This is a genomic window from Sporosarcina sp. P32b (genome assembly GCF_002743335.1).
Taxonomy (GTDB): domain Bacteria; phylum Bacillota; class Bacilli; order Bacillales_A; family Planococcaceae; genus Sporosarcina.
Window position 1 is genome coordinate 1 of record NZ_PDZB01000002.1, and the last position, 24,794, is coordinate 24,794.

22 protein-coding genes and 2 pseudogenes are annotated in these 24,794 nt (G+C 39.2%); 17 read left to right on the forward strand and 7 right to left on the reverse strand.

Annotated features, from left to right (window positions below; translation table 11 throughout):
- Window positions 1-124: 124 nt before the first annotated feature.
- Window positions 125-898 (forward strand): annotated as a pseudogene (locus CSV64_RS01620) (WD40/YVTN/BNR-like repeat-containing protein); the annotation flags it as partial.
- Between the two features lie 176 nt (window positions 899-1,074).
- Here CSV64_RS01620 and CSV64_RS01625 read toward each other — a convergent pair.
- Entirely contained in the window at window positions 1,075-1,503 is a 429-nt protein-coding gene (locus CSV64_RS01625; protein WP_099633326.1) for a HEAT repeat domain-containing protein, read from the reverse strand.
- A gap of 690 nt (window positions 1,504-2,193) precedes the next feature.
- Here CSV64_RS01625 and CSV64_RS01630 point away from each other — a divergent pair.
- The 4 genes from CSV64_RS01630 (at window position 2,194) to CSV64_RS01645 (ending at window position 4,178) form a co-directional block, all read left to right on the forward strand.
- Window positions 2,194-2,907, forward strand: a complete 714-nt coding sequence (locus tag CSV64_RS01630; protein ID WP_099633327.1) for an endonuclease V — start codon at window positions 2,194-2,196, stop codon at window positions 2,905-2,907.
- Window positions 2,908-3,342: 435 nt separating this feature from the next.
- The gene (locus CSV64_RS01635) at window positions 3,343-3,615 is read left to right on the forward strand and encodes a hypothetical protein (protein ID WP_099633328.1); all 273 of its coding nucleotides are present in this window, start codon (window positions 3,343-3,345) and stop codon (window positions 3,613-3,615) included.
- Between the two features lie 73 nt (window positions 3,616-3,688).
- A complete protein-coding gene (locus CSV64_RS01640) occupies window positions 3,689-3,919 on the forward strand; it encodes a hypothetical protein (RefSeq protein ID WP_099633329.1) in 231 nt (76 codons plus the stop codon).
- A gap of 79 nt (window positions 3,920-3,998) precedes the next feature.
- Window positions 3,999-4,178 carry a hypothetical protein gene (locus CSV64_RS01645; protein WP_099633330.1) on the forward strand — a complete coding sequence of 60 codons (180 nt, stop codon included), beginning with the start codon at window positions 3,999-4,001 and terminating at the stop codon, window positions 4,176-4,178.
- A 190-nt stretch (window positions 4,179-4,368) separates the two neighbouring features.
- Here the strand turns inward: CSV64_RS01645 and CSV64_RS01650 are convergent, their stop codons facing one another.
- Both CSV64_RS01650 and CSV64_RS01655 read right to left on the reverse strand, forming a co-directional pair.
- Window positions 4,369-4,938 (reverse strand): hypothetical protein, encoded by a 570-nt coding sequence (locus tag CSV64_RS01650; protein ID WP_099633331.1) that lies wholly within the window; start codon window positions 4,936-4,938, stop codon window positions 4,369-4,371.
- 152 nt (window positions 4,939-5,090) lie between these two features.
- Entirely contained in the window at window positions 5,091-5,462 is a 372-nt protein-coding gene (locus tag CSV64_RS01655; RefSeq protein WP_233190384.1) for a DUF4181 domain-containing protein, read from the reverse strand.
- 302 nt (window positions 5,463-5,764) lie between these two features.
- On the opposite strand from CSV64_RS01655, the gene CSV64_RS01660 reads away from it, so the two are divergent.
- The 4 genes from CSV64_RS01660 (at window position 5,765) to CSV64_RS01675 (ending at window position 8,830) form a co-directional block, all read left to right on the forward strand.
- Window positions 5,765-6,073 (forward strand): hypothetical protein, encoded by a 309-nt coding sequence (locus tag CSV64_RS01660; protein ID WP_099633333.1) that lies wholly within the window; start codon window positions 5,765-5,767, stop codon window positions 6,071-6,073.
- A 167-nt stretch (window positions 6,074-6,240) separates the two neighbouring features.
- Window positions 6,241-7,035, forward strand: a complete 795-nt coding sequence (locus CSV64_RS01665; RefSeq protein ID WP_158232993.1) for a conserved phage C-terminal domain-containing protein — start codon at window positions 6,241-6,243, stop codon at window positions 7,033-7,035.
- Window positions 7,032-8,282, forward strand: a complete 1,251-nt coding sequence (locus CSV64_RS01670) for a replicative DNA helicase (protein ID WP_099633335.1) — start codon at window positions 7,032-7,034, stop codon at window positions 8,280-8,282. The genes CSV64_RS01665 and CSV64_RS01670 overlap by 4 nt, the downstream gene beginning before the upstream one ends.
- An 83-nt stretch (window positions 8,283-8,365) precedes the next feature.
- Window positions 8,366-8,830: a hypothetical protein gene (locus CSV64_RS01675; RefSeq protein ID WP_099633336.1), complete on the forward strand. Its 465-nt coding sequence runs from the start codon at window positions 8,366-8,368 to the stop codon at window positions 8,828-8,830.
- Window positions 8,831-9,204: 374 nt separating this feature from the next.
- On the opposite strand, the gene CSV64_RS01685 is transcribed toward CSV64_RS01675, so the two are convergent.
- Genes CSV64_RS01685 through CSV64_RS01700 form a run of 4 tightly spaced genes read right to left on the reverse strand, consistent with a single transcriptional unit; the run spans window position 9,205 to window position 13,398 of the window.
- Window positions 9,205-10,317: a GerAB/ArcD/ProY family transporter gene (locus CSV64_RS01685; protein WP_233190385.1), complete on the reverse strand. Its 1,113-nt coding sequence runs from the start codon at window positions 10,315-10,317 to the stop codon at window positions 9,205-9,207.
- Window positions 10,318-10,352: 35 nt separating this feature from the next.
- Window positions 10,353-10,586 (reverse strand): hypothetical protein, encoded by a 234-nt coding sequence (locus tag CSV64_RS01690; protein ID WP_099633338.1) that lies wholly within the window; start codon window positions 10,584-10,586, stop codon window positions 10,353-10,355.
- Between the two features lie 6 nt (window positions 10,587-10,592).
- On the reverse strand, window positions 10,593-11,780 hold the full coding sequence (locus tag CSV64_RS01695; protein ID WP_099633339.1) for a Ger(x)C family spore germination protein: 1,188 nt from the start codon (window positions 11,778-11,780) through the stop codon (window positions 10,593-10,595).
- Between the two features lie 16 nt (window positions 11,781-11,796).
- A complete protein-coding gene (locus CSV64_RS01700; RefSeq protein WP_099633340.1) occupies window positions 11,797-13,398 on the reverse strand; it encodes a spore germination protein in 1,602 nt (533 codons plus the stop codon).
- A 601-nt stretch (window positions 13,399-13,999) separates the two neighbouring features.
- Here CSV64_RS01700 and CSV64_RS01705 point away from each other — a divergent pair.
- The 8 genes and pseudogenes from CSV64_RS01705 to CSV64_RS01740 all read left to right on the forward strand — a co-directional run bounded on the left by CSV64_RS01705 (window position 14,000) and on the right by CSV64_RS01740 (window position 24,764).
- Window positions 14,000-14,914 carry an ABC transporter ATP-binding protein gene (locus tag CSV64_RS01705; RefSeq protein ID WP_099633341.1) on the forward strand — a complete coding sequence of 305 codons (915 nt, stop codon included), beginning with the start codon at window positions 14,000-14,002 and terminating at the stop codon, window positions 14,912-14,914.
- A gap of 12 nt (window positions 14,915-14,926) precedes the next feature.
- A complete protein-coding gene (locus CSV64_RS01710; protein WP_085426299.1) occupies window positions 14,927-15,697 on the forward strand; it encodes an ABC transporter permease in 771 nt (256 codons plus the stop codon).
- Between the two features lie 431 nt (window positions 15,698-16,128).
- Window positions 16,129-17,355 (forward strand): S-layer homology domain-containing protein, encoded by a 1,227-nt coding sequence (locus tag CSV64_RS01715; protein ID WP_099633342.1) that lies wholly within the window; start codon window positions 16,129-16,131, stop codon window positions 17,353-17,355.
- A 328-nt stretch (window positions 17,356-17,683) separates the two neighbouring features.
- Window positions 17,684-18,904, forward strand: a complete 1,221-nt coding sequence (locus tag CSV64_RS01720) for an S-layer homology domain-containing protein (protein ID WP_099633343.1) — start codon at window positions 17,684-17,686, stop codon at window positions 18,902-18,904.
- A 435-nt stretch (window positions 18,905-19,339) separates the two neighbouring features.
- Complete coding sequence (locus CSV64_RS01725; RefSeq protein WP_099633344.1) at window positions 19,340-20,305, forward strand: 2-hydroxyacid dehydrogenase; 966 nt, start codon at window positions 19,340-19,342, stop codon at window positions 20,303-20,305.
- Window positions 20,306-20,431: 126 nt separating this feature from the next.
- Window positions 20,432-20,842, forward strand: a pseudogene (locus tag CSV64_RS01730) (peptide-methionine (S)-S-oxide reductase); the annotation flags it as partial.
- Between the two features lie 171 nt (window positions 20,843-21,013).
- Window positions 21,014-22,522, forward strand: coding sequence for an S-layer homology domain-containing protein (locus CSV64_RS01735; RefSeq protein WP_099633346.1), 1,509 nt, complete (start codon window positions 21,014-21,016; stop codon window positions 22,520-22,522).
- A gap of 673 nt (window positions 22,523-23,195) precedes the next feature.
- Entirely contained in the window at window positions 23,196-24,764 is a 1,569-nt protein-coding gene (locus CSV64_RS01740) for a Vga family ABC-F type ribosomal protection protein (RefSeq protein ID WP_099633347.1), read from the forward strand.
- Window positions 24,765-24,794: the final 30 nt, after the last annotated feature.

Genomic DNA, 24,794 nt, shown 5'->3' on the forward strand with positions numbered 1-24,794 from the left:
ATTTTGAATTTCACTGGAGATAGTTTCAGAGTTACAAACGCTTTATCGCGACAAAGATAAAAACTAAATTGAAGGCTGGCAAGCTTGTGTATTTTTCATTGCAAACTTATGCACTTTCTTCTTGCAAAACACAAGTATGTGGAATGAACATAAGTATGGGGTAGTGTATTACGGGAAGAGAAATTGGGGCTACAATATTGAGGGGATTATTCATATCGATGAGAATGGTAAGGAGCAGACTCCTACAAAAATCACATCTGAAATAATTGGCTATACGGTATCTATTTTTGTCCCTGGAAAAGAGAAAGAGATACTACCTGCAAGATATACTTTAATTGGTGATCCAGATTGGAGTCAGTCAAATACGACTCAAAATCAAGAAAGTTTTGAAGCTGATCGGCAAGAGATAGCTAATACCAATGAACAGTTTTATTACTCAAAAGAAGTAGGATATATGTTACATGTTACGGATAAAGCATTAGGAGGTACTTTGTATGCACTTAGAAAGACCAGTGACGGTGGTGAAACTTGGGCAGTTATAAATCAAAATCCATTCAATGGAACAGTTGGTAGTGCAGCAGGAATAACTTTTATTACTGATGATATTGGATTTTTAAGGGCAGCAAGACCTTCTGGTACGGAAGGAGTGTTATATCGTACACATGATGGAGGGATATCGTTTGAAGAGGTAAGTTATGCCCTTCAGGAAATGAAGCTGGATAGTGGGCAATCTATAAATCCTTTTGATTTTCCAGGTCTGCCCTTTGAAAAAGATGGGGTTCTTACTATGTTAGTGGGGCAAGGATCAGATGGTGATTATAATGGTAATAGTAGTGGACTTTATCAATCAAATGATAATGGTGAAACCTGGGAGTATATAAAAGAGGTTGAAAATTAATATTCTTATAAAATGGATATTTACAGTTTAGAACTATCGGTCGTTCTTTTAGTATCTACGGTGAAACTTCATTCGATCATACTAGTAGTTTCGAAGAACCGTACCGTAAGATAAAAAAGCCATCCCCTCCACTAGGGGAAAGGATGGCTAACTTTCACATATTGTAAAATTACGGATTAGAGTTTTGACCAACGTTCCTCTAACCAGCTCATAAATTCTACACCTTTGTCGCCTTCATACGCATCAAAGACGTCTACACGCATACGCTTTAATTTATCCGCAAAATCAGCCACAGTATGATCTTTCGGCAAGCTCTTTTTGACCCGCAGGAAGATCTTGTCCGTGTTTTTAATAATATCAAAACGTGGAGGTGATGGCTTTTCCACATCCTCGCCAAATGCGGCAAGTGCTTCATACGCTGCTAATTGAACTTGGTAGACAGTATCATGCTGCATACGATTATTTAATAAATCTATGACTTTGTCATGTTTATAATCCGATAATGTTTTCACTGCTTCCAAACGTTCTCGCCAGCTAGACGTATAATTGGCCTGTTTTTTTAATGCTTCATACTGCTCAGGTAATGCTGTTTCAAACTTTTCCACGTAATTGCACCTCTTTTTTTAACTAAAGAAAAAATGAATTCTTCTTCTGCTTTTATCATTATACGTTGTCTGGGTGAAAATAGCGATGAATCGCTAGTAAGGATATATAGTGAGAAAATAGAAAACAAATTAACGAAGTATGAATTTCCTAGAATGGGAATACATACTTCTTTTTTTGTCGAGATTTTCGTCTTGGCATACGACCATCAAAAAGGATTCTATGTATAAAAGTGAATATCGAAATTTACTCTATTCACTTCGTCTGAACGCTTCCAAACACGGACGGCAACCTGCCTAGGACTGGGTTATCATAGAATGGAAAGGGGGAGCTGGAAAACTTGACAGCGTCCGGTGTATTGCTGTGTGTGTAGCTTTCCGTTATCAAGCGGTGCAGTAGAAGGGAAACGGTTCAAGGATGTGAGAAGAATCAATTTGTACAGACGGTGAATGAGCTGGTAGAGCTTAATATTTACGCTTATTTTAAGTAGTCGATGTTACGGAAAAAGACAGTAGCGGACAGCCAGTTTCATTCAACAAAATAAGGTGAGTATATATATGCATGTCAACGAACATATTGTCATCATGGGTGAAGGAATTGCTGATGTTTGCACAGCGAGTACACTAACGATAATTAATTGTGTTAGACATTGAAGAGTAAATTCCGAAGTGCGATTTAGTTATCTAGGAGGAATGAAAATATACATTCAGAATGTTCATCCGCTACCAGTGGACAATAAGAAGTGGCATGCAATTCAAACGTGTTTAAAAGAAAAAGTGAGTAGGGTCAACAGAATGACTATTACTGATCTCAAGTTCATTGCGGGTGTGGATGTAGCCTACTGGGAGGTTGAAGGAATTGAATGGGGTGTTTGTAGCATAATTGTTATAGATTATGCTACAAAGGTAGTTATTGAAGAAACAAATAGCATGGGAATTATCGCAGTCCCTTATATACCAGGTTATTTGGCATTTCGCGAACTCGCCCTAGTGATTGAAGCGGCCAAAAAGCTTACACACGCGCCAGATCTTTTTATGTTTGATGGCAATGGCTATTTGCATCCAAGGCATATGGGGATCGCAACACATGCTTCATTCTTTCTGAATAAACCGACCATCGGCATCGCAAAAAGTTATTTGAAAATAGCTGATGCCGAATTTAAAATGCCTGAAAATAGGGCAGGTTCTTATATAGATATAATCATAAATAAAGAGATTTACGGCAAAGCTTTACGAACACATCAAGGCGTAAAACCGATATTTGTTTCATGTGGGAACTATATAGACTTACCAACAGCAACAACTATTACTGAGCAATTAATCAATAGTGAGAGTCGATTACCCATACCAGTTAGACTGGCAGATTTGGCAACAAAGAGAAATAGAAGGCTGCTAAGAGATCTTTAGGAGGATGCCTAGGTTCAACAAAACGAATACTTTTATTAAATAATTAACTGCATCAACTGAGGTGAATTAAATCAATACCGCGATTACTAGTTTCATTAGACAGGACGAACATAGCTATACCTTTAATAAGTGGTAACATCATAGCACTAAGTTACTAATGAAGTGAAATTATGATTTCCGGTACTTCTTACTATCATTTGTAAGATTATTATGTATTTCATTTTCACTATTTTTAGTATGACTAACTTGTACGATTGCAACACAAGTGATGTCGTAATATCACAATTAGGCTAATATATTTAATTGAATGAAACCAATTAGGCATTCATCCGTATATAAATCAAGGCGAAAAAAGTAAAGTAATATAGTTATTGGACGTATTCATAGAATAACCATTTCTTATAACCGGAAAAAGACTGATAAAGAGGTGAGGGAATGAAGAAGGTATTTGAAGCTATATACGAGGGTCATCGAATACAAGTTGAGAATAGATGGTTTTCAGGTGAGAAGTTGTATGTAGATGGAGAATTGCAAGATGAAAATTTAGGCGTAGCATTTAGAGGGACTTTAAATGGGCGTATTAGGAATAAAGGAAACGGATCAAAGAGTATAAAGGTGGCTTTAGGTGGGTTTTTTAGTGTCCACTGTAAAGTCTTTGTTGATAATATATTAGTTCCTTCATATCCAATAAAAACAATGCAGTTGTAGAAAATGAACAATTAAATCATAATGAAGTTACTAATTAAAGCGAGAAGTTTGAGAAGGAAGGATGAATGATTATATGTTATGGGTACTTGCACAAAATAAAAAAAGCTTGATGAATGTAAGAGATGTTTCTGTAAAAGGAAAACATATCGTAGGTTTTATTGAAAATAGTCTTTTGGATCAATGGAATAAAAATATCGGTACATATGAATCTAATGAGAGAGCAATAGAAGTTCTCGAAGAAATATTTAGTAGGATAGAAGAATGTACCGGTGCCGCTGTGACGTACTCGATGCCGCAGAGGTAATAATACGAATCAATTATAGGGCTACTTTCTTAGCGATAGGGTTCAGATTAGAAAAAGCTTGTATTGGAGGTGTAAAGCAATGAAGACGACGACTGGATTATATCTTTTCTTTATAGCCATACATCTTGTCAATCTCGCAAATATTACATTATCAAAAGGGGACTGGAACGGCATTACGATGTGGCTTAGTACAGGATTGTTTATAGCAGGTACCGCCTATTATGCATTAAATAAAAGTGCTACCGGGAAAGCAAAGTGATTAGGACGAGAGAGAATATGCTGCTCATCTTCTTAGAAATGCACCCAGATAACAGGAGGGTGTTTGAACCTGTCGATCTGAGCGTAGCCTGATAAATTTGGCGTAGGAACGAGCGAACGCTTCTGAACTTACGTGATAAACGCAATTATTTCCATTAACGGAACACATTGAAAGCTTTTTAAAAGTTGATTTATACGTCTTCAAATACCAATCGTAAATATTCCTCTTTTCGATAGGATGGATCGCTAGTGATGAAAGATACACTATGGGCATCGTGGTCAGCTAACAAAATTATGGATTGTTGCTCCATATCAATACATGCAAATTGGTTTTTATAGTACAAATCAACGTTTTGTGTAACTACCCACATGCAATTTTCCTGTGCTAAATGGAACCATTCTGCAAATGCTGTTTTTAATGAGTCTTCGTTAACTATTGTGACCGTGAAGGATGGAATCTCGGCATGGTATGTTTTTCCATCCGACGTAGTGAGAACTGTTCTTCCAGTGTTTTGATAATAAATGGGGAAGTCCCTTTGATGTAATACTATCGAATCGATTTCATCTTCGTACCCCTCAAAATGAATATAAAAGGGGAAAGCAAAGCATGTGATAGCGGCTTTTTGCATTAAAGCTGCTGTGTATTCTACGTAATCTTCATGAAGATCATAATCACCATAGACATGAAATTGATCATACTCTCCATGTAAATTTACCCAATCTTGATCTGGTTCTACATTTCGTAAAACTTCAATATCCACTATGTATTTCACCTCGTAAGTTATTTCCACACAACTATCTAGTAGACTTTAATTTAAAACTATTCAGTTTACCATTACATTCCAGAAAAACACCTATTTTTCTACGTTCTTCTGTATCCTGACATCCTGAAATAGAGCTTTTAGTGCTTTGTTCAGAAGGGACCAAGTAAGTTAAATTGAACCACGATGATGACGGCTACTATTATGACTAGCATTTCGGTTAACGTTAGGATCGATTGTTTTGGATAGAGTGTATACTTCCATTCAAAAAATGCTGTGATCATAAAATCGAGTATCGCAAAAGCCAGGACAACGAAGAAAAACAGATAAATTAAGTCTTCATAATAAAAAAGTAGAACAGTATATAAAGTGATCAGGCTAATTGTAGAAAATATACGCAAACCTTTATCGATTTTTCGATGTAATTCATTAATGTGGTTATAAGAAAAAAATTCTTTTTTCACTTTTTCAATTTTAAGTAACTTCCTCAGAATAGCCTTAAGTAGTGAATTAACAGCAAACATACATACTATAATCACCCCAAATCTTAACCAGAACACAAAACCCCTCCTCTTTCCTTAATCACCTGTTATTTTTCGTAATCATTCTGTAAATGGACGCGATGGTTGAATAACACTTGATTATTATATTTCTACATAATTATACCAAAGATATCCAATAGGGCTATTGAAAAATTAAAAACAGTACGAAATGAGACATCCAGATCAACCCAATACTAGTAAGTTTCAATTAGAGTGTATCCATAAGCAGAAATCCCTCTATATAACCTGTGAAGCGAGCAATATAAATTAAGGAGGAATTGGATATGCACCAAATAGCTACGAAGCAATACTTGAAAACGACTGCACTGTTAATGGAAAAGAACGCTTGGCATGAATATATTGCACTGCAGGAAATCCATGCGTATGTCTACAGCTTGAAACATGAACATGACCAAGATCGCTGGATTTACAAAACAGCGAAGGAGTGGCAAGAGATGTTTCCGTTCTGGACGCCAGCCATGATCGAAGACATTCTATTCAATCTTGAAAACATGGGTTATCTCGCCATATTGAATGGCAGACAAGATTCTTCTTCAAAATGTTATCAAATTAATTATGCGATGTGTGTGTGAAAACATAGAGTCTACAGGGGTTGGAGAGCTATACTCCCACTCCTTTTTTAGCGTATGTAAAATTATTTTTTAAAATGAGTATCCTTTTCTGAAAAACTCTCTATATGGAGTATGAGAAGTGCAAAGTGAGCACTCATCCACTACTGATCTACAGGGGGAGCAACCAAATGAAATTATTAATTGATGAAGAGCCGATACCGCTACTACCGTCGCTCGTGCACTTAGTGGGAATTAACGGGGCCTTGGTTATGCAACAAGTGCATTTCCGCTCGCTCATATCTAAGAACGTTCGAGAAGGTCATAAGTGGATCTATAAAACGTATGAGGACTGGACAAAAGAATTTACGTTCTGGTCGACGAACACGATTAGACGCATTATTTATGATCTTGAAGAAAAGGGCTATCTCATTTCTGCACATCATCATAACCGAATGAAGATCGACAACACGAAATGGTATCGAATCGACTACACTAAATTGCCAGCAAGTACGTTCGAACTTGAGCAAGTCACTTGCTCAGAAGCGCCATGTGCACCTGTCGAAGTGAAGCAAGTCCACGTGGCGGATTTGGGCAAGCCAATAACCAAAGAACTTAAAGAATCTTTAAAAATAAAGAATAAAGACCAAGTCGAGATGAATCTCGACGTTGCGCATATGGTGATTCAGTATCTGAATGATAAAACCGAAAAGCAATTCAAAGCCAGTTCAGCTGCTACTAAGAAGTTCATTGCTGGCAGAGTAAAAGAAGGTTATACGCAAGAGGACTTCATGAAAGTCATCGATCTTAAAGTGTCACAGTGGATGAATCACGCTGAATTCAACCGCTTCCTGAGGCCTTCAACTTTATTTAGCGCAACGAATTTCGAAAACTATGTCAATGAACTAGCTGTAGTGCAGAAGCCGAAAAAACGTTTGCTTGCTCTGCCAGTGCTAGATTTCAATAAAGGGGATGAACACGTATGAATAGTGAACTAATGGAAAAAAGTCTTCTGGGTACGATGATGGAGGAAAATTATTTGGTACTCGACAGTGGAATCCAAACAGCATTCTTTGAGAAACAGCTGCACAAAAATATTTATCTGACCATGAAAGAATTAGCCAACAACGGACGTCCAATCGACTTCATCACATTGCTAACGACACGTGAACCGGCAGAACTTGGTGGGGCCAACTACGTATCGGAATTACGTCGCTTTGCCAATCCTGCACGCTTTGACGAGTATTTAGAAATTATCGTTTCTAAGTGGAAGAAACGTGAGACAGCAAGGATCATCGAGTCGGCACAGAATGAACAATGGGAGTCAGATAACCTTATCAAGGCATTAGAAAAAATAGATACCGATCATAGGTCCGATGAGTTATTGTTACTTGATGAATACCTTGTGAGTCAGTACGAACGCCCATTCATCCAAGGACCGGACATGACAGGAATTAGCACTGGCTTACAGCCGATGGATTATCTGCTGAACGGATTCCAAGACAGTGAATTCATTGTCATCGCGGCAAGACCTTCTATGGGGAAGACGGATACACTCAATCATCTCGCGCTAACTGCCGGATTAAACGATCATGTACCGATCGTCTTTTCTCTCGAAATGAGCCGTAAAACGATGACCGATCGTCTGATATCAGCTGCGGGTGGGTACAGTCGATTGAAAATGCGCAATCCATACAAACACTTCGACAACTCACAGAAGGATACGTGGATGACGGCACTCGAGCATCTGCAAAGCGCTAAGATCCGTATTGACGACAGAAGCGGAATAAAAGTGAGCCAAATAAGAGCCACTGCCCGGAAAATCATCAAAGCACAACCTGACAAGCGACCGATTATTTTCATTGATTACTTGCAGATCATTCGGCCGGAAGAAACAACGAATAATCAAAATCAAGCAATCGGTCAAATTAGCGCAGATTTAAAAACGATGGCTAAGGAGTTTAACTGTCCTGTCGTCGTGCTATCTCAACTTTCGAGAGCGGTCGAACAACGGCAAGATAAGCAACCGATGATGAGCGACCTACGAGACTCCGGCAATATCGAACAAGACGCAGATGTCGTGTGCTTCCTTTACAGAGAAGATTACTACGATCAAGAATCAGAGCTCAAAAACCATCTTGAAATTACCGTCGCTAAACATCGCAACGGTCCAGTTGGTGGCTTCATGGTTTACTACAATAAAGACAATGGGCGACTGGCATCGATTCGGTGATACAAAAGCGCTTCCGTACCAGGTTCCAAAACAATTCTGGATCTTTCGTGGACCTAGTACCCCTAAAAAAGGAGAGTGAACGTATGATCACAGTGGAAGACTTATTTGATTATGCAGTAGACACCGATATGTCCCTAACCGCACACAGCATCTTCTGGGCGATCACGAATCAAAAGATCCGCATGGACGATGATAGCAAAAAACTTAAAGAAATCGAATTCGACGAAGAAGCGATCCAGCAATCGATGCAAGTGAACATATTGCGTATTGGGGAAATAAAACTTTTCGTGGTGGAAAGTAAGCAACCGAATTGGTACGCATTTTATCTTGGTAAGAAAGAAGCTGACGCTTATCGGTTACATAGCGAAACATTTCATGAAACCGGTGTAAAGGTTACACATGCCGATCGGCTGATGCCAAACTTATTAACATTTGTGGAATCCGGAACAGAAGAAAGTTTATATGAGTATCGAAAGCGCATAGTGCAGTTTCCGGTGTATGTGGGACATGTAGAAGCAGGGAAGCGCTTGGTGCATCGAGCATTATAAATGCGAGAGGAGAGATAGTGTGGAGATAATGGATATGGTGTTGATCCCAGTGATTGTCGGGCTGGTGGATGCGTTGAAAGGGTATGGGTTGCCGAAGAAGTGGTGGCCGGTTGTATCGGTGTCGCTTGGTATAGCCGGCGGGGGTGTGTATTTTTTCCAGGGGACTGGTCTAGTGGGGTGTTGAGTGGAGTTATTATGGGTTTGTCTGCTGGCGGTTTGTATAGCGGTGGGAAGACGGTATGGAGTAGTTAAGAGATACGCTGTAGAGGATACGTACGTTTTGGTCCTCATAGCCATGGTAATCCAGCTCATCTTCATGTAAGAAGACGAGCTGGATTACTATATGATGTACTATCAATACCTAAGCGGTTTCACTAAGGACTTTCAGATTCCTTTTTCAATTTATTTTTTCGAAATGCATACACGATAGCGAGCAAAAGAGGGAAGAACAGTCCAATACTTATGGATAAGTATATTTCAGTCGATTGTTCTATTTCTTTTTGATAGACGACGTTAGGATAGATCACGAGAGAGAGTATAACGGCCAACACGCCTAACGGTAATGTTAAAGGGCGGTAGTCTTTCAAATTTAATAGTTGCGCAATGCCTAAAACAGAAGCATAAAAATAAAGAATCGCCTTAAAATAGAGGGCGATAAACCAAAGGAAACCCATCAATTCTTCAATGCGCTGTACAAAATCCCCCACATTAATTCGTTTGGCTAATTCATAACTTGGATAAATCTGTCTAGCTGTATCATCGGCACCTACTACCGAAACGCTTAAGAATGTAAAAATAAAGATGAAGATTCCACCTATTAAGTTTCCAATTAGAAAGGACTTTCTCGCTTGTTTCACTTTATTAATCAAGGCTGGGAAGATCATTAATAACACAATGGCATTGACAGAGGAAGAGGTAATAAAATAGATGCTGGATTGAACGATCGTTTTGGTCCCTGCCTCAAAAACCGGCTGTAAATTTTCAAACTTGATTTGAGGTGAAATAAACACCACTACAATAAGGAATAGGACAAAGAATACGAAAATAAAAATTTCTGCTGAACGAGCAATTGTTTCCAACCCAAGACGGACGCCCATCACGACGATCCCCATCATAAGAATATTTAGGGCTACTATTGGAGTGTTAGGCATCATATTGGTCGTGATGAACGTAGAGGAATAATACAATAAACTAGCAGTGTATAGAGTAGCCATTGCTACAAATAGTACGGAAACAGCTTTACCTATCCATTTTCCAAATATCTTTTCATTAATTTGGATATAAGTGAGATGAGGAAACCAAAGGGCTATAGTTGTGAATAGCCATATGACCAATAAGCCGATGCCAATACCGACGATTGCGGCAATCCAAGCATCTTGCTTTGCTTCAGTAGCTAATACTGACGGTACAATTAAGATCCCTGTACCAATTGTAAAGAAAATAACCAAAACTAGAAATTGGTATGGGTTAATTTTAACATTTTGCATCATTTCATATCCTACCTTTCCCTCTACTTAGATCTTTACTTCAGCAAAGGAGCCATCAGGTTAGTTAACAGTGTGAATAAAAAAGTGAGTAAGTCCAGTGGTGTCGGAATCGACTTTCCAAATCCAAGCACCATGCCTAATACAACTCCAATCGTAAGAAAAACAGAAAACGCGAGCAATTCTTTTTTATGCTTTCTATCTAAGAGAGGGGGAACTTCAAACCAGATAATGGCAGCTGCTATTAAGAGAATACCTATACTATTCAGCATGATGAGTTAGTCCTTTATCTTTTTTAAGAAGGAATTATTTACTGTACCGATGCGACGAATTTTCATATCAATATGAACATTCACGGTTAAATCGGAAAACTTTTCATCCCAGTGCTCTTTCATCTCGTTCCATTCTTTCGGGTTGGATCTGTGAATAGCTTCACCAAATCCAAAAATGTCTGATTGATATTGTTTTTGTACTGACTCGATCGTTTGATGAATAATCTCTTTCACTTCTTCTTCATAAATTTTCTCTAGCTTGTCAATGGTTTCAGGTTCCATAATATCAATTGAACATAAAACCTCCCCTATATTGCCTTCCGCTTCAATTTTGATATCCACCTCAGGTTCACCTTTATTTATAGAACCTATAATTTTAGAATGATATCGAAAAATATCTATAATAATTTTTCCTTCTTTAGGACATGTAATAGAGGTTACGGTTTTTTTAACGGTGTTGGTGATATCTGAGTAGCCTCTGCTTTCTTCTTCATTTAACCAGCCGACTAGCTGATCTTCTTTAAACACAGCTAAATTATCATATTCAATTCGCGTAGATGGAGTAATCGATTCCACATTCTGTTTGCTAGTTCCTGTTTCTTTGTTACCTAATACTTGAATCCCTGTTAACACCGCTTCCTTTCCGTCACTTATCAGATTGGTTACTAGCTCATCTAATATAACGCCTTCTGTCCCGGCCCAGTTTTTTTCTGATGTTTTTAAGGAATTAAACATTTTATTAGCTGGGATGTTTTCTATAGGTGTAGTCACATTCAATACTTCAGTAGCCGTTATATCTTTCGCAACTACTACGTAGAAGTCTGATCGAAGCTCCCAATCCCTTGATAGCAATTCTAATGATTCGGCTATTCCTTCTTTAGCCAAGTCCTCATTGATGACTAGAATTTGTAGATGTCCCGGATACATTTTTCGTGGGGCGTTCTTTGTCATTTTTCGAATGGCTTCATATACAGTCTCCCCGGTTGCTGTATAGAGAGTGACTGCAGAACGTCCCGTACTTGCCTTCATGGATACTTCCGAAGGTACGACCACTTGTGCACTTATTACGTATTCATTTTCAGTTTTATCGATTCCTATTGCCATTGCGATACCCAGCTCATTTAATTCCCTTCTGTCCCAGCACCCCGACAAGAAGAGGGTGAGAACCAGGAGTGTAACTATGCACTTTTTCATCAATGTACTCCCTTTCCTAATCTTCATTTTTTGGTGGCTGTGGCTTTGCGGAAGCTGGATTTTGTTGTCTTACCTTATTTGTTTGATTGGTTAGGCGTGGGCGGGTAAACATTTTCCATATAGGTGCCACAATCAACGTATCTTTTTGATCGGAAACATTAAATGGAGCTAATGGTGACATATAAGGCACACCAAATGAACGTAAACTGCATAAATGGAGAATCAGAGCTACCATACCTACGGCAATACCGTATAAACCAAACGAAGCAGCTAGTGCCATAAATCCAAAGCGGAGTATCCTTGCAGATATCGCAAGGTTGTAAGTAGGCGAAACAAAACTTGATATAGCGGTTATGGAAACGACGATGACCATCGCGGCTGAAACAATGCCTGCTTCGACTGCTGCAGTACCAATTACGAACGCACCTACAATGGACATGGCTGAACCGATGGAGCGGGGCATCCTAACGCCTGCTTCCCTTAAAATTTCAAAAGTAATTTCCATTATGACGGCTTCAATAAATGCCGGAAATGGCACACCTTCTCGTTGTGCTGTCAGGCTAATGAGGAGTGCAGGTGGTAGCATCGTTTGATGAAAGGTGGTAATCGCAATAAATAACGCGGGAGCAAGCAAAGCAATCAGGTATGCCAAGAAGCGTAGAAGTCGAATTAGACTTCCAATACCGGTATGCACATAGTAGTCTTCAGGAGATTGGAAAAATTGGACGAATAGTGCGGGAACAAGTAGTACAAAAGGAGTTCCATCCACTAAAATGGCTATGCGTCCTTCGAGAAGTGCTGCAGCGACTGTATCGGGACGTTCGGTATTAAAAACGGTAGGGAAAGGGGAGTACGTTGAATCTTCAATTAGCCCCTCGATATTACCGCTTTCCAAAATCCCATCAATATCAATTCGGTCCAAACGTAAACGGACTTCATCGACGATTTTGTCATCAGCAATGCCATGGATATACATAATCGCAACATTCGTTTTCGTCCGTGTCCCAATCACTTTTGACTCCATCCACAGACTTGGATCTTTCAGTTTCCGACGAACCAATGCCGTATTGACACGCAGATTTTCAGAAAAACCTTCGCGCGGTCCTCTAACTACTGTCTGAGACGTTGGTTCCGTTACTCCACGCTCAACCCAGTGCTTATTTCCAATGACCAAACCTTCGGAATATCCATCAATTAACAAAATAGCATCCCCAGATAAAAGAGAAGTAAAAAGATCATCAAAGTTGGTTAGATCTTTAATCTCTCCCACTGTCATAGCAAAATCTTTTAATGCAGTTAAGAGATTTTGTTCAGGCGTTAACTTCTTCTCTAACGGGGTCCCTTTTATATCTAACATCAACGATTCCATAATGAAATTTTGCAATGACGGTGTATCGCTTAAGCCGTCAGTATAGAAAATCCCTGCTTTTACCGATCCACCTTTACCAATTCGAATTTCACGAATGACAATATCCGTGCTCGAACCAAGGCTATCTTTTACAAATTGTATATTGTCTTGAAGACTTGTCTTTAGACCATTAGGCGAAGTATTTTCTTTCGTTTGGCTAGGGGGAGTGGATTGTACTTTAGTATTCACTTTCTTTTTGAAAAAGCCCATACACTACCTCATTTACTGTTTGGTATTTTGCGTAGGTCCGCATATATATTGATTTTTCATTACTGTTTTATTCATCATGTCCTTATTGTTGTTGTTTTATGCGGGTTGGGGTGGTGGTTTTGTGGGAGGAGCGGGGAAATGAAAGGAGTATTTGACTATAAAAGCGTATAGATTAATGTAGAATAAAGTAAAAGAGTAGAGTTAATGGCAGAAGTAATTGGAAGTCTAGAAGATAACTAAAATTGTGTAATATAATACGAGCACATAAAAATTTTCTTGCATTTTGCCGTCTGAACAGAGCTATCATACTAGAACTATCAGAGAAACAAACACGAGTATTTTTCACGATTTTTACTACATCTAGTGAAAAGATTAGTTTTTATAATCCAAAAAAGTATTGGGACAAGGCACCTTAAAGTACCAGCTATCGATCATCATATCGATAGCTGGTACTTTTTTCATTGAGCTGAATCGTAAAATACTAGGTTTTAATACGATGCAGACTGGTGCGAGAACCTGGTACCTCTACTATAGGAATGGTATACTGGCAAATGGATATTTATATAAACCCGAACACAAAGATGGTGAGGAGATAAATAGAATGACATACGCATTAGAAATTAAAGATCTAAAAAAAGTCTATGCTGGTGGTGTTGAAGCTTTGCGTGGCATCGATTTGAAAGTGGAGGAAGGGGATTTTTATGCTCTTTTAGGTCCTAATGGTGCCGGCAAATCTACAACTATCGGAATTGTGACGTCTCTCGTCAATAAGACATCAGGAAAAGTGAATGTCTTTGGCTATGATATGGATACGCAGTTAATGCAAGCCAAGCTGCAGATCGGTCTGGTTCCTCAAGAATTCAACTTCAGTCCGTTTGAAACGGTTCAGCAGATTGTAGTGAACCAGGCGGGCTATTACGGTGTGTCTAGGAAAGAGGCGCTAAAGCGTAGCGAAAAATACTTGAAGCAGTCTGATTTGTGGGAGAAACGAAATGTTCAAGCCCAGATGCTTTCTGGAGGGATGAAACGTCGACTGATGATCTCACGTGCTTTAATGCATGAACCGCGCTTACTTATTCTTGATGAGCCTACAGCTGGGGTAGATATTGAATTAAGACGAGAGATGTGGACGTTTCTTAAAGAATTGAATGAAAATGGCACGACGATTATTCTGACAACACATTACTTGGAAGAAGCGGAAATGTTGTGTCGTAATATCGGGATCATTCAAAAAGGGCAGCTGATTGAAGATACTAGTATGAAATCATTGCTCGCTAAGCTTCAGTATGAAACCATTATTTTAGATATCGAACCTTCAGGACGGACGCCAGTGATTAAAGGTTATACTAGTGAACTCATGGATGATGGGTCTCTTTCTGTAGAGGTAGCACGTGATCAAGGGATCAATGAAGTGTTTAACCAATTGACAGAACAAGGGATTAAAGTGTTATCTATGCGCAACAAGTCCAATCGATTAGAAGAGTTATTTTTAAAGCTTACAGAAGAAACTGCGTAGTGGAGGATGTACATGTTTAAATTATATTTAACCGCATTAAAAGGTTTATCGGTCAAAGAAACGAACCGCTATTTAAGAATCTGGATCCAAACATTGGTCCCGCCAGTCATCACAACTTCTTTGTACTTTATCATTTTCGGGAATTTGATTGGTAAACGGATTGGCGAAATGGACGGATTCTCTTACATGGAATTTATTGTCCCAGGATTGATCATGATGTCCGTCATCACCAGTTCCTACTCGAATGTTTCGTCATCATTTTTCTCGCAAAAGTTTCAAAAGAACATTGAAGAACTATTAGTTGCCCCTGTACCGACTCATATTATTATTTGGGGCTTTGTCATTGGAGGAATAGGTAGAAGTGTTCTCGTAGGGATACTGGTCACGATCATCTCTCTGTTTTTCGTTCCGTTGCAAGTGCACTCGTGGAGCATGGTCATCTTGACATTTTTGATGACGGCTATTTTGTTCTCGTTGGCAGGCCTGTTGAACGGTATTTTTGCCAAGTCATTTGACGATGTGTCTATTGTGCCTACGTTTATTCTTCAGCCGTTGACTTACTTAGGTGGAGTGTTTTTTGCCATCTCGATGTTGCCTCCATTTTGGCAGGTGATTTCACAGTTCAACCCGATCGTTTACATGATTTCCGGATTCCGTTTCGGGATTCTCGGTGTAATCGATGTTCCCATTTTATTTTCCATTCTCATTTCGATTACGTTTATTGTAGTGCTTTACGTAATCAACTGGTATTTGATTGAAAAAGGCCGTGGACTGAGAAGTTAACATCTGTGACGTACTGTAACAGTTATTTGAGAAATTAACTTGAATTCCTAAACAATACACTAGACTCCTGATCAGCCCACTTCGTCATGTGAGCCAATCAGGAGTCTGTTTTAATTTAACCTTGCATAGCTTCTTGAGCAGCAGAGAACCCTAACAAATCAATAGGCATTGCTGTCATAATCCAGAGCCCTTCGTATTAAACGTCGTCTCGATAAATACAGCACTCAACATCTTCTGATTGTTGTCTCCATGAGCAGCCGCTTCAAGTGCAATAAGTCCTTCAAATACGCTATACTCAAATAATTCTATTTACCTATATATACCGACGCTATAATACAAAAAATAAAATAATAATAATCTTTGAAACTATATTGAAAATTTAGCGTCTATACGTCGACCTACGATTACAGAACAGAAAGGAAGGATACACAATGAAAAAGATCTGGATAGCATTTAGTACGGTAGCTCTCGCTCTGAGCTTGCCATTAACAAGTATGGCCACTAGTAACCAGAAGTTCACAGATGTGCCTGAAACAAAGCACTTTGCGGAGGCCGTTAATGAATTGGCAGAACGTCATATTATTACGGGGTATGCGGACGGCCTGTTCAAACCAGGCAATCCCATCACTCGCGGGCAAGCTGCAGCGATCATCGTGAAGCTGCTGAAAGAAAACCCGGATTATTATGTACAGGATCCAGGATTTAAGGATGTTTCGAAAGCAAATGGCTATTACAATTCCATCGCGAAGCTTGCAGAACTTGAAATCATGTCAGGCTATGCGAACGGCAATTTCGGTCCGAATGATCCTGTCACACGTGGGCAACTGGCTTCTATTCTTGTCAAAGCGTATGATTTGCCGCGTTTTGATTTCATTTCTAAGGAAAATCCTTTCCGTGATGTGAAATCGACTAATTCACACGGTGCCAATGTGTTGATTCTGTATAAACTCGGCATCACTTCAGGCGTGACGCCGGAGAGGTTCGGCATCAATGAATTCGTGACAAGAGGGCAAGCTTCTAAACTGATGCTGACAACGGAGCGCGTGTATCCTGATACGTATTCTATAAAAACGCAAGGCGATAAGTCCGGAATGATGATGCGATTTTCGGAAATCATGGCGGATGAGGATACGGATGAATTCATTCCGAACTCTGAAATCTACCATGCAGCAATCATTAAAGGCAGACAAACACCTGCTGGCTATACAGGCGACCGCTTGCAGTTGACGCCGCTTAAAGAGGGCAGAGGAACACTTCAAGTCGGTGGTAATTATGGCATGGAAGCGCAAAACATTAAACGGTATTACGATAAATATTATGTCGATGTGAAAAAGGTGAACGGTCGATTGAAGATCGAGCTTCAACATCCGAGCGAAATCTTAAAGACTCGTGCACGGCTGAAAATGGCAGCGGGTGAAAAGGTCGAAAGTATTCATTTCGCGCAAACCGATGGAGTGGTGATATCCGACAATATGGCATTTGAAGGATATACCGATTCACCGGATGTGTTCATTCGCGTCAATAGACACGGCAACTATATCGCGACAGTCCGTTTAACTAACGGAAAAGAAGTGCGTTATGCGGTGGATGTGAAAGCGCCGACTAAGCATAAGCTGTATTACGAAATCGAAATAACAAAAATGAAAAACAGCAAGTGAGTTAAGAGCGCTAGGTTTCGACACTATTTAGCATGGTGTTGGGATTTGGTGCTCTTTTAAAAATGAAAGGGAGAGATTGGGTCGGTTAGTGAGTACTTTAGGTAGATCGGGGAGATATGGATATATCTAAAAAGTAAGATGTTTGAAATTTTATAAACGCTATTTACTAAAGGGGATAAAATTGCTTTTGTGAAATGGATTTACTTATTTTAAAGTGAAACTTATAACTCTTCCATATTTTTCAAATGATTACACATTTAAGAATATTTACTGATATTATAAGATGAGCTAGTTTCATTTAGCTGACTAAGTAAAAGGAAGTGAAAATATGAAAAATGTAATCAAAGTATCTTGTTGGACTGTATTGCTATTAATGTTGTCATTTATTTGTGTAGTGCCGCATGAAGTGGCAGCGAAGGAATTTAGAGATGTGGCGAATTCACACCCTAACTATGCAGCAATCCGAGAGATGGAGAAAGCTGGTTTTATTAGTGGCTATCCTGACGGTAGATTCCATCCAAATGAGCCGGTTAGCCGGAAGCATGTAGCTGTATTGATGGACAGAGCATTAGGTTTCAAGCAGCCGACAAGTAATAAAGTTGTCTTTAAAGATGTCCCGAAAAAACATTCATATTATACACCAATCATGAAGTTGTATAATGAGGGCATTGTCGGAGGGAGCGCGAACGGAAAGTTTAATCCGGATGCTTCAGTTACGCGTGTGCAGATGGCTAAAATGCTTGACTTAGCATTTGGTTTGAAAATCAGTGATACGCGTTGGTTTAATGATTTAGATAGCTATCACTGGGGATTTACACATGTAGATGCACTGTATTCTAATGGAATTACTAGCGGTGATAATGGAAACTTCTATCCCAATAAACCTGTTACAAGGGCACATTATGCAGAATTTTTATCGCGTTCTATGAAGGTGGGGAAAAGTAAACCAAGTACAAGTATAGTAACCAAGTCCGAAGCGATGGATGTTTTCTTTAGACTACCAACAGAGATTGATTACAAGATTTATCAAAGTAAAAGTAAAAAAGAGAAATTCAGCCAAGCGCGCTCTGAATTCCTACCTTATGCAACAGAGCGATTTGCAGACGGTTTGATTAAACAGGAGTACCCTCACCTGTGCAATATGTGTGACGCTTTTATCTTCCCTTATGTTTCATTTGAAACACAAATTAGATTTGATTTTGAACAACCAGATTCTAATACATTGAAGGTCCACACAATCCTAGTTCATACTCCAGGTGCTGTGTTAGGAGGAGGTTTTGTGGATTATATCTACAAGAAAGAGAAAGATAGATGGAAAATACATGATCTCCAATTCACAAGTCCCGGTAAGAAGAATTTTGAACTGACGATGGAAGAAGCAAAATTGATTATAGAAGACTTTTACGGTGAAGTAAGATATAAGTCAGTGTCTTCTATGACTAGTACGAACTTATTGACTAACGAGAGATATGTATTTAATCAGTACAAATTTAGTACGTCTTTGTATAATGAAGTAACGATAAATTCGGATGATGGCTGGTTTGAGTAAGAAAATGTTATGGAAGTATATAAACTAAAGTATGCATCTTAGAAAATAATCTAACAATAAAAAAACACATGTATATAAGATTGTTTTTATAGTTCCAGTTTAGGGTCTATCCAATGAAAACCCTATTCCCCCAGAAAGAAGGCACCACATGACACCAACAAATTCCCTGGAAAATAAATTCCTAAATTAAAATCTAGAATCCTCACTATTTTACTCATGGAAACCAAGCATACGATTCGAACTCTGCGTGAATGAAAGTTCTCTCAGCATTCACGTGAGTTTCTCTCACAGGTACCTTTTAAAATACTCACATTTGTCTCAAGCACAGATAATTTTTATCAAGGAAAGTTCCTCCAGAAGGTAAAAAAGCAGATGATTTGTCAGAACCCATTCATGTATACTGACAGTAAGTAACGACTATAGGGAGGAATATACATGAAAAAGAAAATACTCGCCTATCGACGTCTAGAGCAACCGGTTTATGATCGACTAGCGAAAGACTATGACGTTCGACTGTTCGTAGATCCAGAAAACGACTCTGATTTTCCTGAATTCTTGCGTCAGGCGGAAGGCGTGATCGGAATTGGTTTCCCTGGGAATGCAGCGATTCTCGATAAGGCGCCGAATCTGAAAATTATCAGCAACGTTTCTGTCGGTTACAACAATCTCGAACTGGGCGATCTGACAAAACGCGGTGTGATGGGGACCCATACGCCTGGCGTGCTCGACGATACTGTGGCTGACATGGCAATGGGGCTGATGCTTGCGACGGCGCGGAGGATGCCTGAGCTTGATGGTTATGTTAAACGAGGTTTGTGGAAAGGGCTTCTGCCGAATGAATGGTACGGTGTGGACGTCCATCATAAAACTCTCGGTATCATCGGTATGGGGCGTATTGGCAGTGCAATCGCCAAACGCGCGCGGTTCGGCTTCGATATGGACATCCTGTATCATACGAGAACAAGGAAGCCGGAAGCGGAGGAACGGTTTGATGCATCTTACCGGGACCTTGACAGTTTGCTGAAAGAATCTGATTACGTCTGTCTCGTAATCCCGTTGACTGAAGAAACGCGGGGCATGATCGGCAGCGAGCAGTTCCGTCTTATGAAGTCGTCCGCTATATTCCTCAATATTTCGCGTGGCGGCACTATCATTGAAGAAGATCTAATCGATGCACTACAACAAAATGAAATCGCGGCAGCTGGCCTCGATGTGTTCGCACAAGAACCTGTCGACCCGGAGAATCCACTGTTGCAGATGAAGAACGTCGTCACTTTGCCGCATATTGGCTCCTCTACGCATGAAACAGAAATCGCGATGGCGCATCTTGCTGCTGATAATCTCATAGCAGGACTTGAAGGAAATAAACCAGCGAACTTGTTGAATTCCGATGTTCTCTGATAGTGATGGTCGGAGTCGTAGGACAAAATTTCGAGCTGCGCGTGATAATGTACTCGGAATAAGAAAAAAGAAACATTTGCCAAATTGCCGAGAGCTGTATGAGTACCTGTCTTATTCTCTTATAAGAAGTTAATTGAAGTATACTTGCAACAAATCGATCTAATTGATGCAGAAGATCAATTTCAAGATCGCGGGGCATCCTATACAACTGTCATTTTCTATTACACAGAGATGCAACGGGAAGCTGCTAAGAAGTCGAAAGACAATCTAGCTGTGAGAGGTATTTTCGCAAAACCGATCGTGACACCCATCCGAAATACTTTATCCGGCAGAAGAATACCATCTAGATTATTAGATAACAGAAGAAGACATTATCAAGAAGATTGTGCACGTTCAGGGCGCAAAGAATTCATCGCTGAGCGCTGGGGAAGTAATGAAAGGCGAGTAGTGCAAGCGTTCTACATGATGGAACTTGCGCGAAAAGCTAACGTGATGATTGGAATAAAAAATCATGAAAGTTTTAGCGACACGCACTGAATGAATCTACATAGCAAAAGTATATAATAGAAGAAATGAGTTTTTTATACGGGGTGCCGACACAATGTAGAATCATATAAGACATATTTTTTGTAAAGAATTTGAAACTATTTCCTAATTTCCTCGTCTATACGCCGCTATAGGAGAACACAGGAGAAAGGGAGATAGTAAATGAAAAAAATAATTATGATAATAGGCGCGATTATACTCACGCTGAGTCTTCCACTATCAAGTACAGCCGCAAGCACTCAACGATTCCCAGACGTCGCACCATCACATCACTTTGCGGAGGCAGTCAATGATTTCGCCGCACGGAATATAATAGGAGGTTATCCAGACGGCACGTTTAAGCCAGGTAATCCAATTACGAGAGGACAAGCTGCTGCAATTATTGCGAAGTTGACGAAATTGGATATGACGAAGATCAAGAATCCTGGCTTTAAAGATGTTTCGATAGCGAATGGCTACTATAAAGCTATTGCTGCACTGGCGGAAGCAGGAATTATCAGTGGATACGGAGATGGGCGTTATGGTCCGAATGATTATGTGACACGTGGCCAATTTGCATCAATACTTGTCAAAGCATTTGATTTACCGCGTTATGATTTCCATAGCATAAAAAATCCGTTCAGGGATATTCATGTTTCACAATCGCACGGTGAGAATATCCTGATCCTTTATAAATTAGGAATCACGACAGGTACATCGTCTAACACATTCGGCATAAATGCAGCTGTGACAAGAGGACAGGCCGCTAAATTAATGAAAGCAACAGAAGAAAAGAAGCCGTCAATGGTCACATTAGAGGCTGAAGATGTTGGGATGGATAAAATTGATGGTGTTATACGGCAAACGGATACAGATTTATATGAATCAGTTATGGTTTATGGAAAGCCAGGCTATACAAAAACAAAAATTCAACTCATTCCACTAAAAGAGGGGAAAGGCACACTCAATGTGTCGGGCCGTATGTTAACTGGGGCTTCTATTGAGAAAGGATACCACGTTCAAGTGGAAAAAGTGTCAGGCGTCTTGAAACTTAGGTTGCAAGAGACAGATGATTATTTACCGACAGAAGCTCCACTTGAGATTTCAGCAGGTGAAAAGATACAAAATATCAGTCTATCCACAGTAGATGGGAAATTTATATCTGATAATATAGTATTCAAAAACTGTCCTTCAACTATCAGCAAGCCGGATAACATGTGCATCAAAATTGATCAGCCTGGAGAATATATTGCCACTGTACATTTTGTTACTGGTGCTGAAGTGCGCTACGCTATCGAAGCGAAATTGCCTAAAAATGCGTATTTTTATTATGAGATTCAAACGATGCGTGAAAGGCTGTCTTATACATTTGATATCGAAGACCTGTTTGAGGATTACCATTACTTCGATCAAGAAGTCGTGAAAAATATAGGAAAGCACACCATCCTTACAGATAGTGCCGAGACCATCGCCACAATCACAAGAACCCCCGGCACAAATATCTTTCACACCACCGCCAAAAGCAATGGCTCCGTTACAATCCAGTTTGAAAAATTGGTTTGGGGCAGCTACCACGAAATCTCTGATGGCATGCCTGGTATCGTAAGAGGCATAAGCATAGACGTTCAAGAAATGTATGGAATCATTAACATTTCCGCTTCAACAATTTTTGAAGGTCAATATGGCCCGTAAACAGACGAAAGCAAGCGTGGAATAGACGCTTGCTTTTTTGTGTTAGTTTTAGTGGGATTTGTTTGATTGAGAGACTTTCAAGATTGTTTATACCTTATATTTTGTTTTTCATAAAAACCTTTTATGTTTTCTTATTTAATATTCCATTCATAAATCCGTCATTGGCATTGGTAGTTAAGACAGAAAAATGGAGATGTAAAAAAACAGATATATATAACTACCTTTTTAAATATAATCAAAGTGTACGTCAGCTCACTGAGGATGCTAAAGTATTGAATTCAATCGTATATTAATTGTCAAGTTCCGACACAATTCAAAATCGTATTGGGACCTGGCACCTTTTAAAATAATGGGTTCCGCTCTAAGCCAACCCCATTGACAAGGAGGATTGCATCACGGTATAGTTAAAAAACTATTACAACGAAAGGGTGACCCAACTACATGAAGTATTAATCCTATTTTACGAAAAAACAATAAAGGTATTCTGCAGGCGACCCTGCATTTTTTTGATGCCTTTTATTGTGTTTTTCAGAATAGGATGGTATTTCTATAGTTGGACCTTAAGGGATAATGATCTCTTTTTGTGTACCCCTATATAATACATGCCTCCTATTCTGAAAGAAGATAGGGGGTATTTTTGTATTCCCCAAAGTTAAAAAGGAGGAATGAACGTATGATAATAGTTGAAGCTAACCACATTAAACACTATATTCAAGACCGCTTGTTGTTGGATATAGATCAACTGGAAGTGCATGCAAAAGATCGAATTGGTTTAGTCGGTAGAAACGGAAGCGGTAAAACGACCTTATTAAATATACTGACTAAAAAAGTTGTTCTTGAAGGTGGTCAAGTAATCCAGCGTGCCAGCGTTGAGCTTTTGCCACAGTTGAAACGAACAGATACAGCCAAGAGTGGCGGCGAAATCACTCAAGAATACATTCAGCAGGCACTTGCTAGTGACGCGGCACTATTACTAGCGGATGAACCAACTACGAATCTCGATACAGAACATATTGAATGGGTGGAGAAAAAGTTAAATAATTGGCCGGGTGCTCTTATACTAATTTCCCATGATCGCATATTTTTGGATTCACTTTGTACGACTATATGGGAAATAGATGAAGGACGCGTTGCAGAATACAAAGGAAACTATACTCAATATTCTAAGCAAAAGGAAGTGGAGTTCCAACAGAAACAACAAGCGTTTGAAAAGTATCAAAAGCAAAAGCATCACTTGGAAGAAGCGATAAAGCAAAAGGAAGAGCAAGCCCAACGAGCAACTAAAAAACCGAAGAATTTAACTGGCTCCGAAGCTAGAATTAAAGGTGTAAAACCATATTTCGCAAATAAACAAAAGAAGTTACGGAAAACTGTGTCCGCTTTTGAAACTAGGTTAGAAAATTTAGAGACTATTGAAAAGCAAAAAGATCTTTCCCCAATACAAATGAATTTGCCGAATGAAGAGACGTTCAAAAATCAAGTAGTTCTTCGGGCAGAAAAAGTACATGGAATGGTTGGAGAGCGTGTCCTATGGAATGATGCAAGCTTTTATATCCGTGGTGGCGATAAAGTAGCCGTTATGGGATCGAATGGTACCGGTAAAACCACATTGATTAAAAAGATCATAGAAAAGGAAAAGAATATCACTGTTTCACCATCTGTGAAGATTGGTTATTTTACACAAAATTTATCAATATTAGATTTGGATAAAACTATTTTGGAAAATGTTCAATCCACTTCAACTCAGGACGAAACGCTGATTCGAACTGTGCTCGCAATAATGCACTTTTTTACTGATGATGTATATAAGTCTGTAAACGTCTTAAGTGGTGGAGAACGCGTTAAGGTGGCTCTGACCAAAATCTTTCTTAGTGACGTAAATATGCTTGTACTTGATGAACCAACTAATTATCTAGATTTGGAATCACTGGAAGCTTTGGAGTCGTTATTGAAACAATACAAAGGAATAATTATTTTCGTTTCACACGATAGAAAATTCATAGAAAATGTCTCCACACGAATAATAGATATTCAAAACAAAGAACTAATAGTATTCGATGGGAGATACGAACAATATAAAAGCCGTAATCCTATTAAAGAATACGACTTACGACAAAATGAATTGCTTTTGCTGGAGACAAAAATCTCGGAAGTTATTAGTCGGTTAAGTGTAAATCCGACAAAAGAATTAGAGATGGAATTTCAAAGATTACTTGATGAAAAAAGAGAGTTGCAAGGATGAAGTAACACACTAAATCCCATCACAATTCAA

What these genes read in the sequence shown, in the direction of transcription:
- CSV64_RS01695 (WP_099633339.1), bottom strand. Translation starts at nt 11,780, where the DNA reads ATGAAAAAGTGCATAGTTACACTCCTGGTTCTCACCCTCTTCTTGTCG.
- CSV64_RS01690 (WP_099633338.1), bottom strand. Translation starts at nt 10,586, where the DNA reads ATGCTGAATAGTATAGGTATTCTCTTAATAGCAGCTGCCATTATCTGG.
- CSV64_RS01705 (WP_099633341.1), top strand. Translation starts at nt 14,000, where the DNA reads ATGACATACGCATTAGAAATTAAAGATCTAAAAAAAGTCTATGCTGGT.
- CSV64_RS01700 (WP_099633340.1), bottom strand. Translation starts at nt 13,398, where the DNA reads ATGGGCTTTTTCAAAAAGAAAGTGAATACTAAAGTACAATCCACTCCC.
- CSV64_RS01665 (WP_158232993.1), top strand. Translation starts at nt 6,241, where the DNA reads ATGAAATTATTAATTGATGAAGAGCCGATACCGCTACTACCGTCGCTC.
- CSV64_RS01720 (WP_099633343.1), top strand. Translation starts at nt 17,684, where the DNA reads ATGAAAAATGTAATCAAAGTATCTTGTTGGACTGTATTGCTATTAATG.
- CSV64_RS01640 (WP_099633329.1), top strand. Translation starts at nt 3,689, where the DNA reads ATGTTATGGGTACTTGCACAAAATAAAAAAAGCTTGATGAATGTAAGA.
- CSV64_RS01740 (WP_099633347.1), top strand. Translation starts at nt 23,196, where the DNA reads ATGATAATAGTTGAAGCTAACCACATTAAACACTATATTCAAGACCGC.
- CSV64_RS01675 (WP_099633336.1), top strand. Translation starts at nt 8,366, where the DNA reads ATGATCACAGTGGAAGACTTATTTGATTATGCAGTAGACACCGATATG.
- CSV64_RS01685 (WP_233190385.1), bottom strand. Translation starts at nt 10,317, where the DNA reads ATGCAAAATGTTAAAATTAACCCATACCAATTTCTAGTTTTGGTTATT.
- CSV64_RS01670 (WP_099633335.1), top strand. Translation starts at nt 7,032, where the DNA reads ATGAATAGTGAACTAATGGAAAAAAGTCTTCTGGGTACGATGATGGAG.
- CSV64_RS01710 (WP_085426299.1), top strand. Translation starts at nt 14,927, where the DNA reads ATGTTTAAATTATATTTAACCGCATTAAAAGGTTTATCGGTCAAAGAA.
- CSV64_RS01735 (WP_099633346.1), top strand. Translation starts at nt 21,014, where the DNA reads ATGAAAAAAATAATTATGATAATAGGCGCGATTATACTCACGCTGAGT.
- CSV64_RS01660 (WP_099633333.1), top strand. Translation starts at nt 5,765, where the DNA reads ATGCACCAAATAGCTACGAAGCAATACTTGAAAACGACTGCACTGTTA.
- CSV64_RS01725 (WP_099633344.1), top strand. Translation starts at nt 19,340, where the DNA reads ATGAAAAAGAAAATACTCGCCTATCGACGTCTAGAGCAACCGGTTTAT.
- CSV64_RS01630 (WP_099633327.1), top strand. Translation starts at nt 2,194, where the DNA reads ATGAAAATATACATTCAGAATGTTCATCCGCTACCAGTGGACAATAAG.
- CSV64_RS01635 (WP_099633328.1), top strand. Translation starts at nt 3,343, where the DNA reads ATGAAGAAGGTATTTGAAGCTATATACGAGGGTCATCGAATACAAGTT.
- CSV64_RS01655 (WP_233190384.1), bottom strand. Translation starts at nt 5,462, where the DNA reads ATGTTTGCTGTTAATTCACTACTTAAGGCTATTCTGAGGAAGTTACTT.
- CSV64_RS01715 (WP_099633342.1), top strand. Translation starts at nt 16,129, where the DNA reads ATGAAAAAGATCTGGATAGCATTTAGTACGGTAGCTCTCGCTCTGAGC.
- CSV64_RS01645 (WP_099633330.1), top strand. Translation starts at nt 3,999, where the DNA reads ATGAAGACGACGACTGGATTATATCTTTTCTTTATAGCCATACATCTT.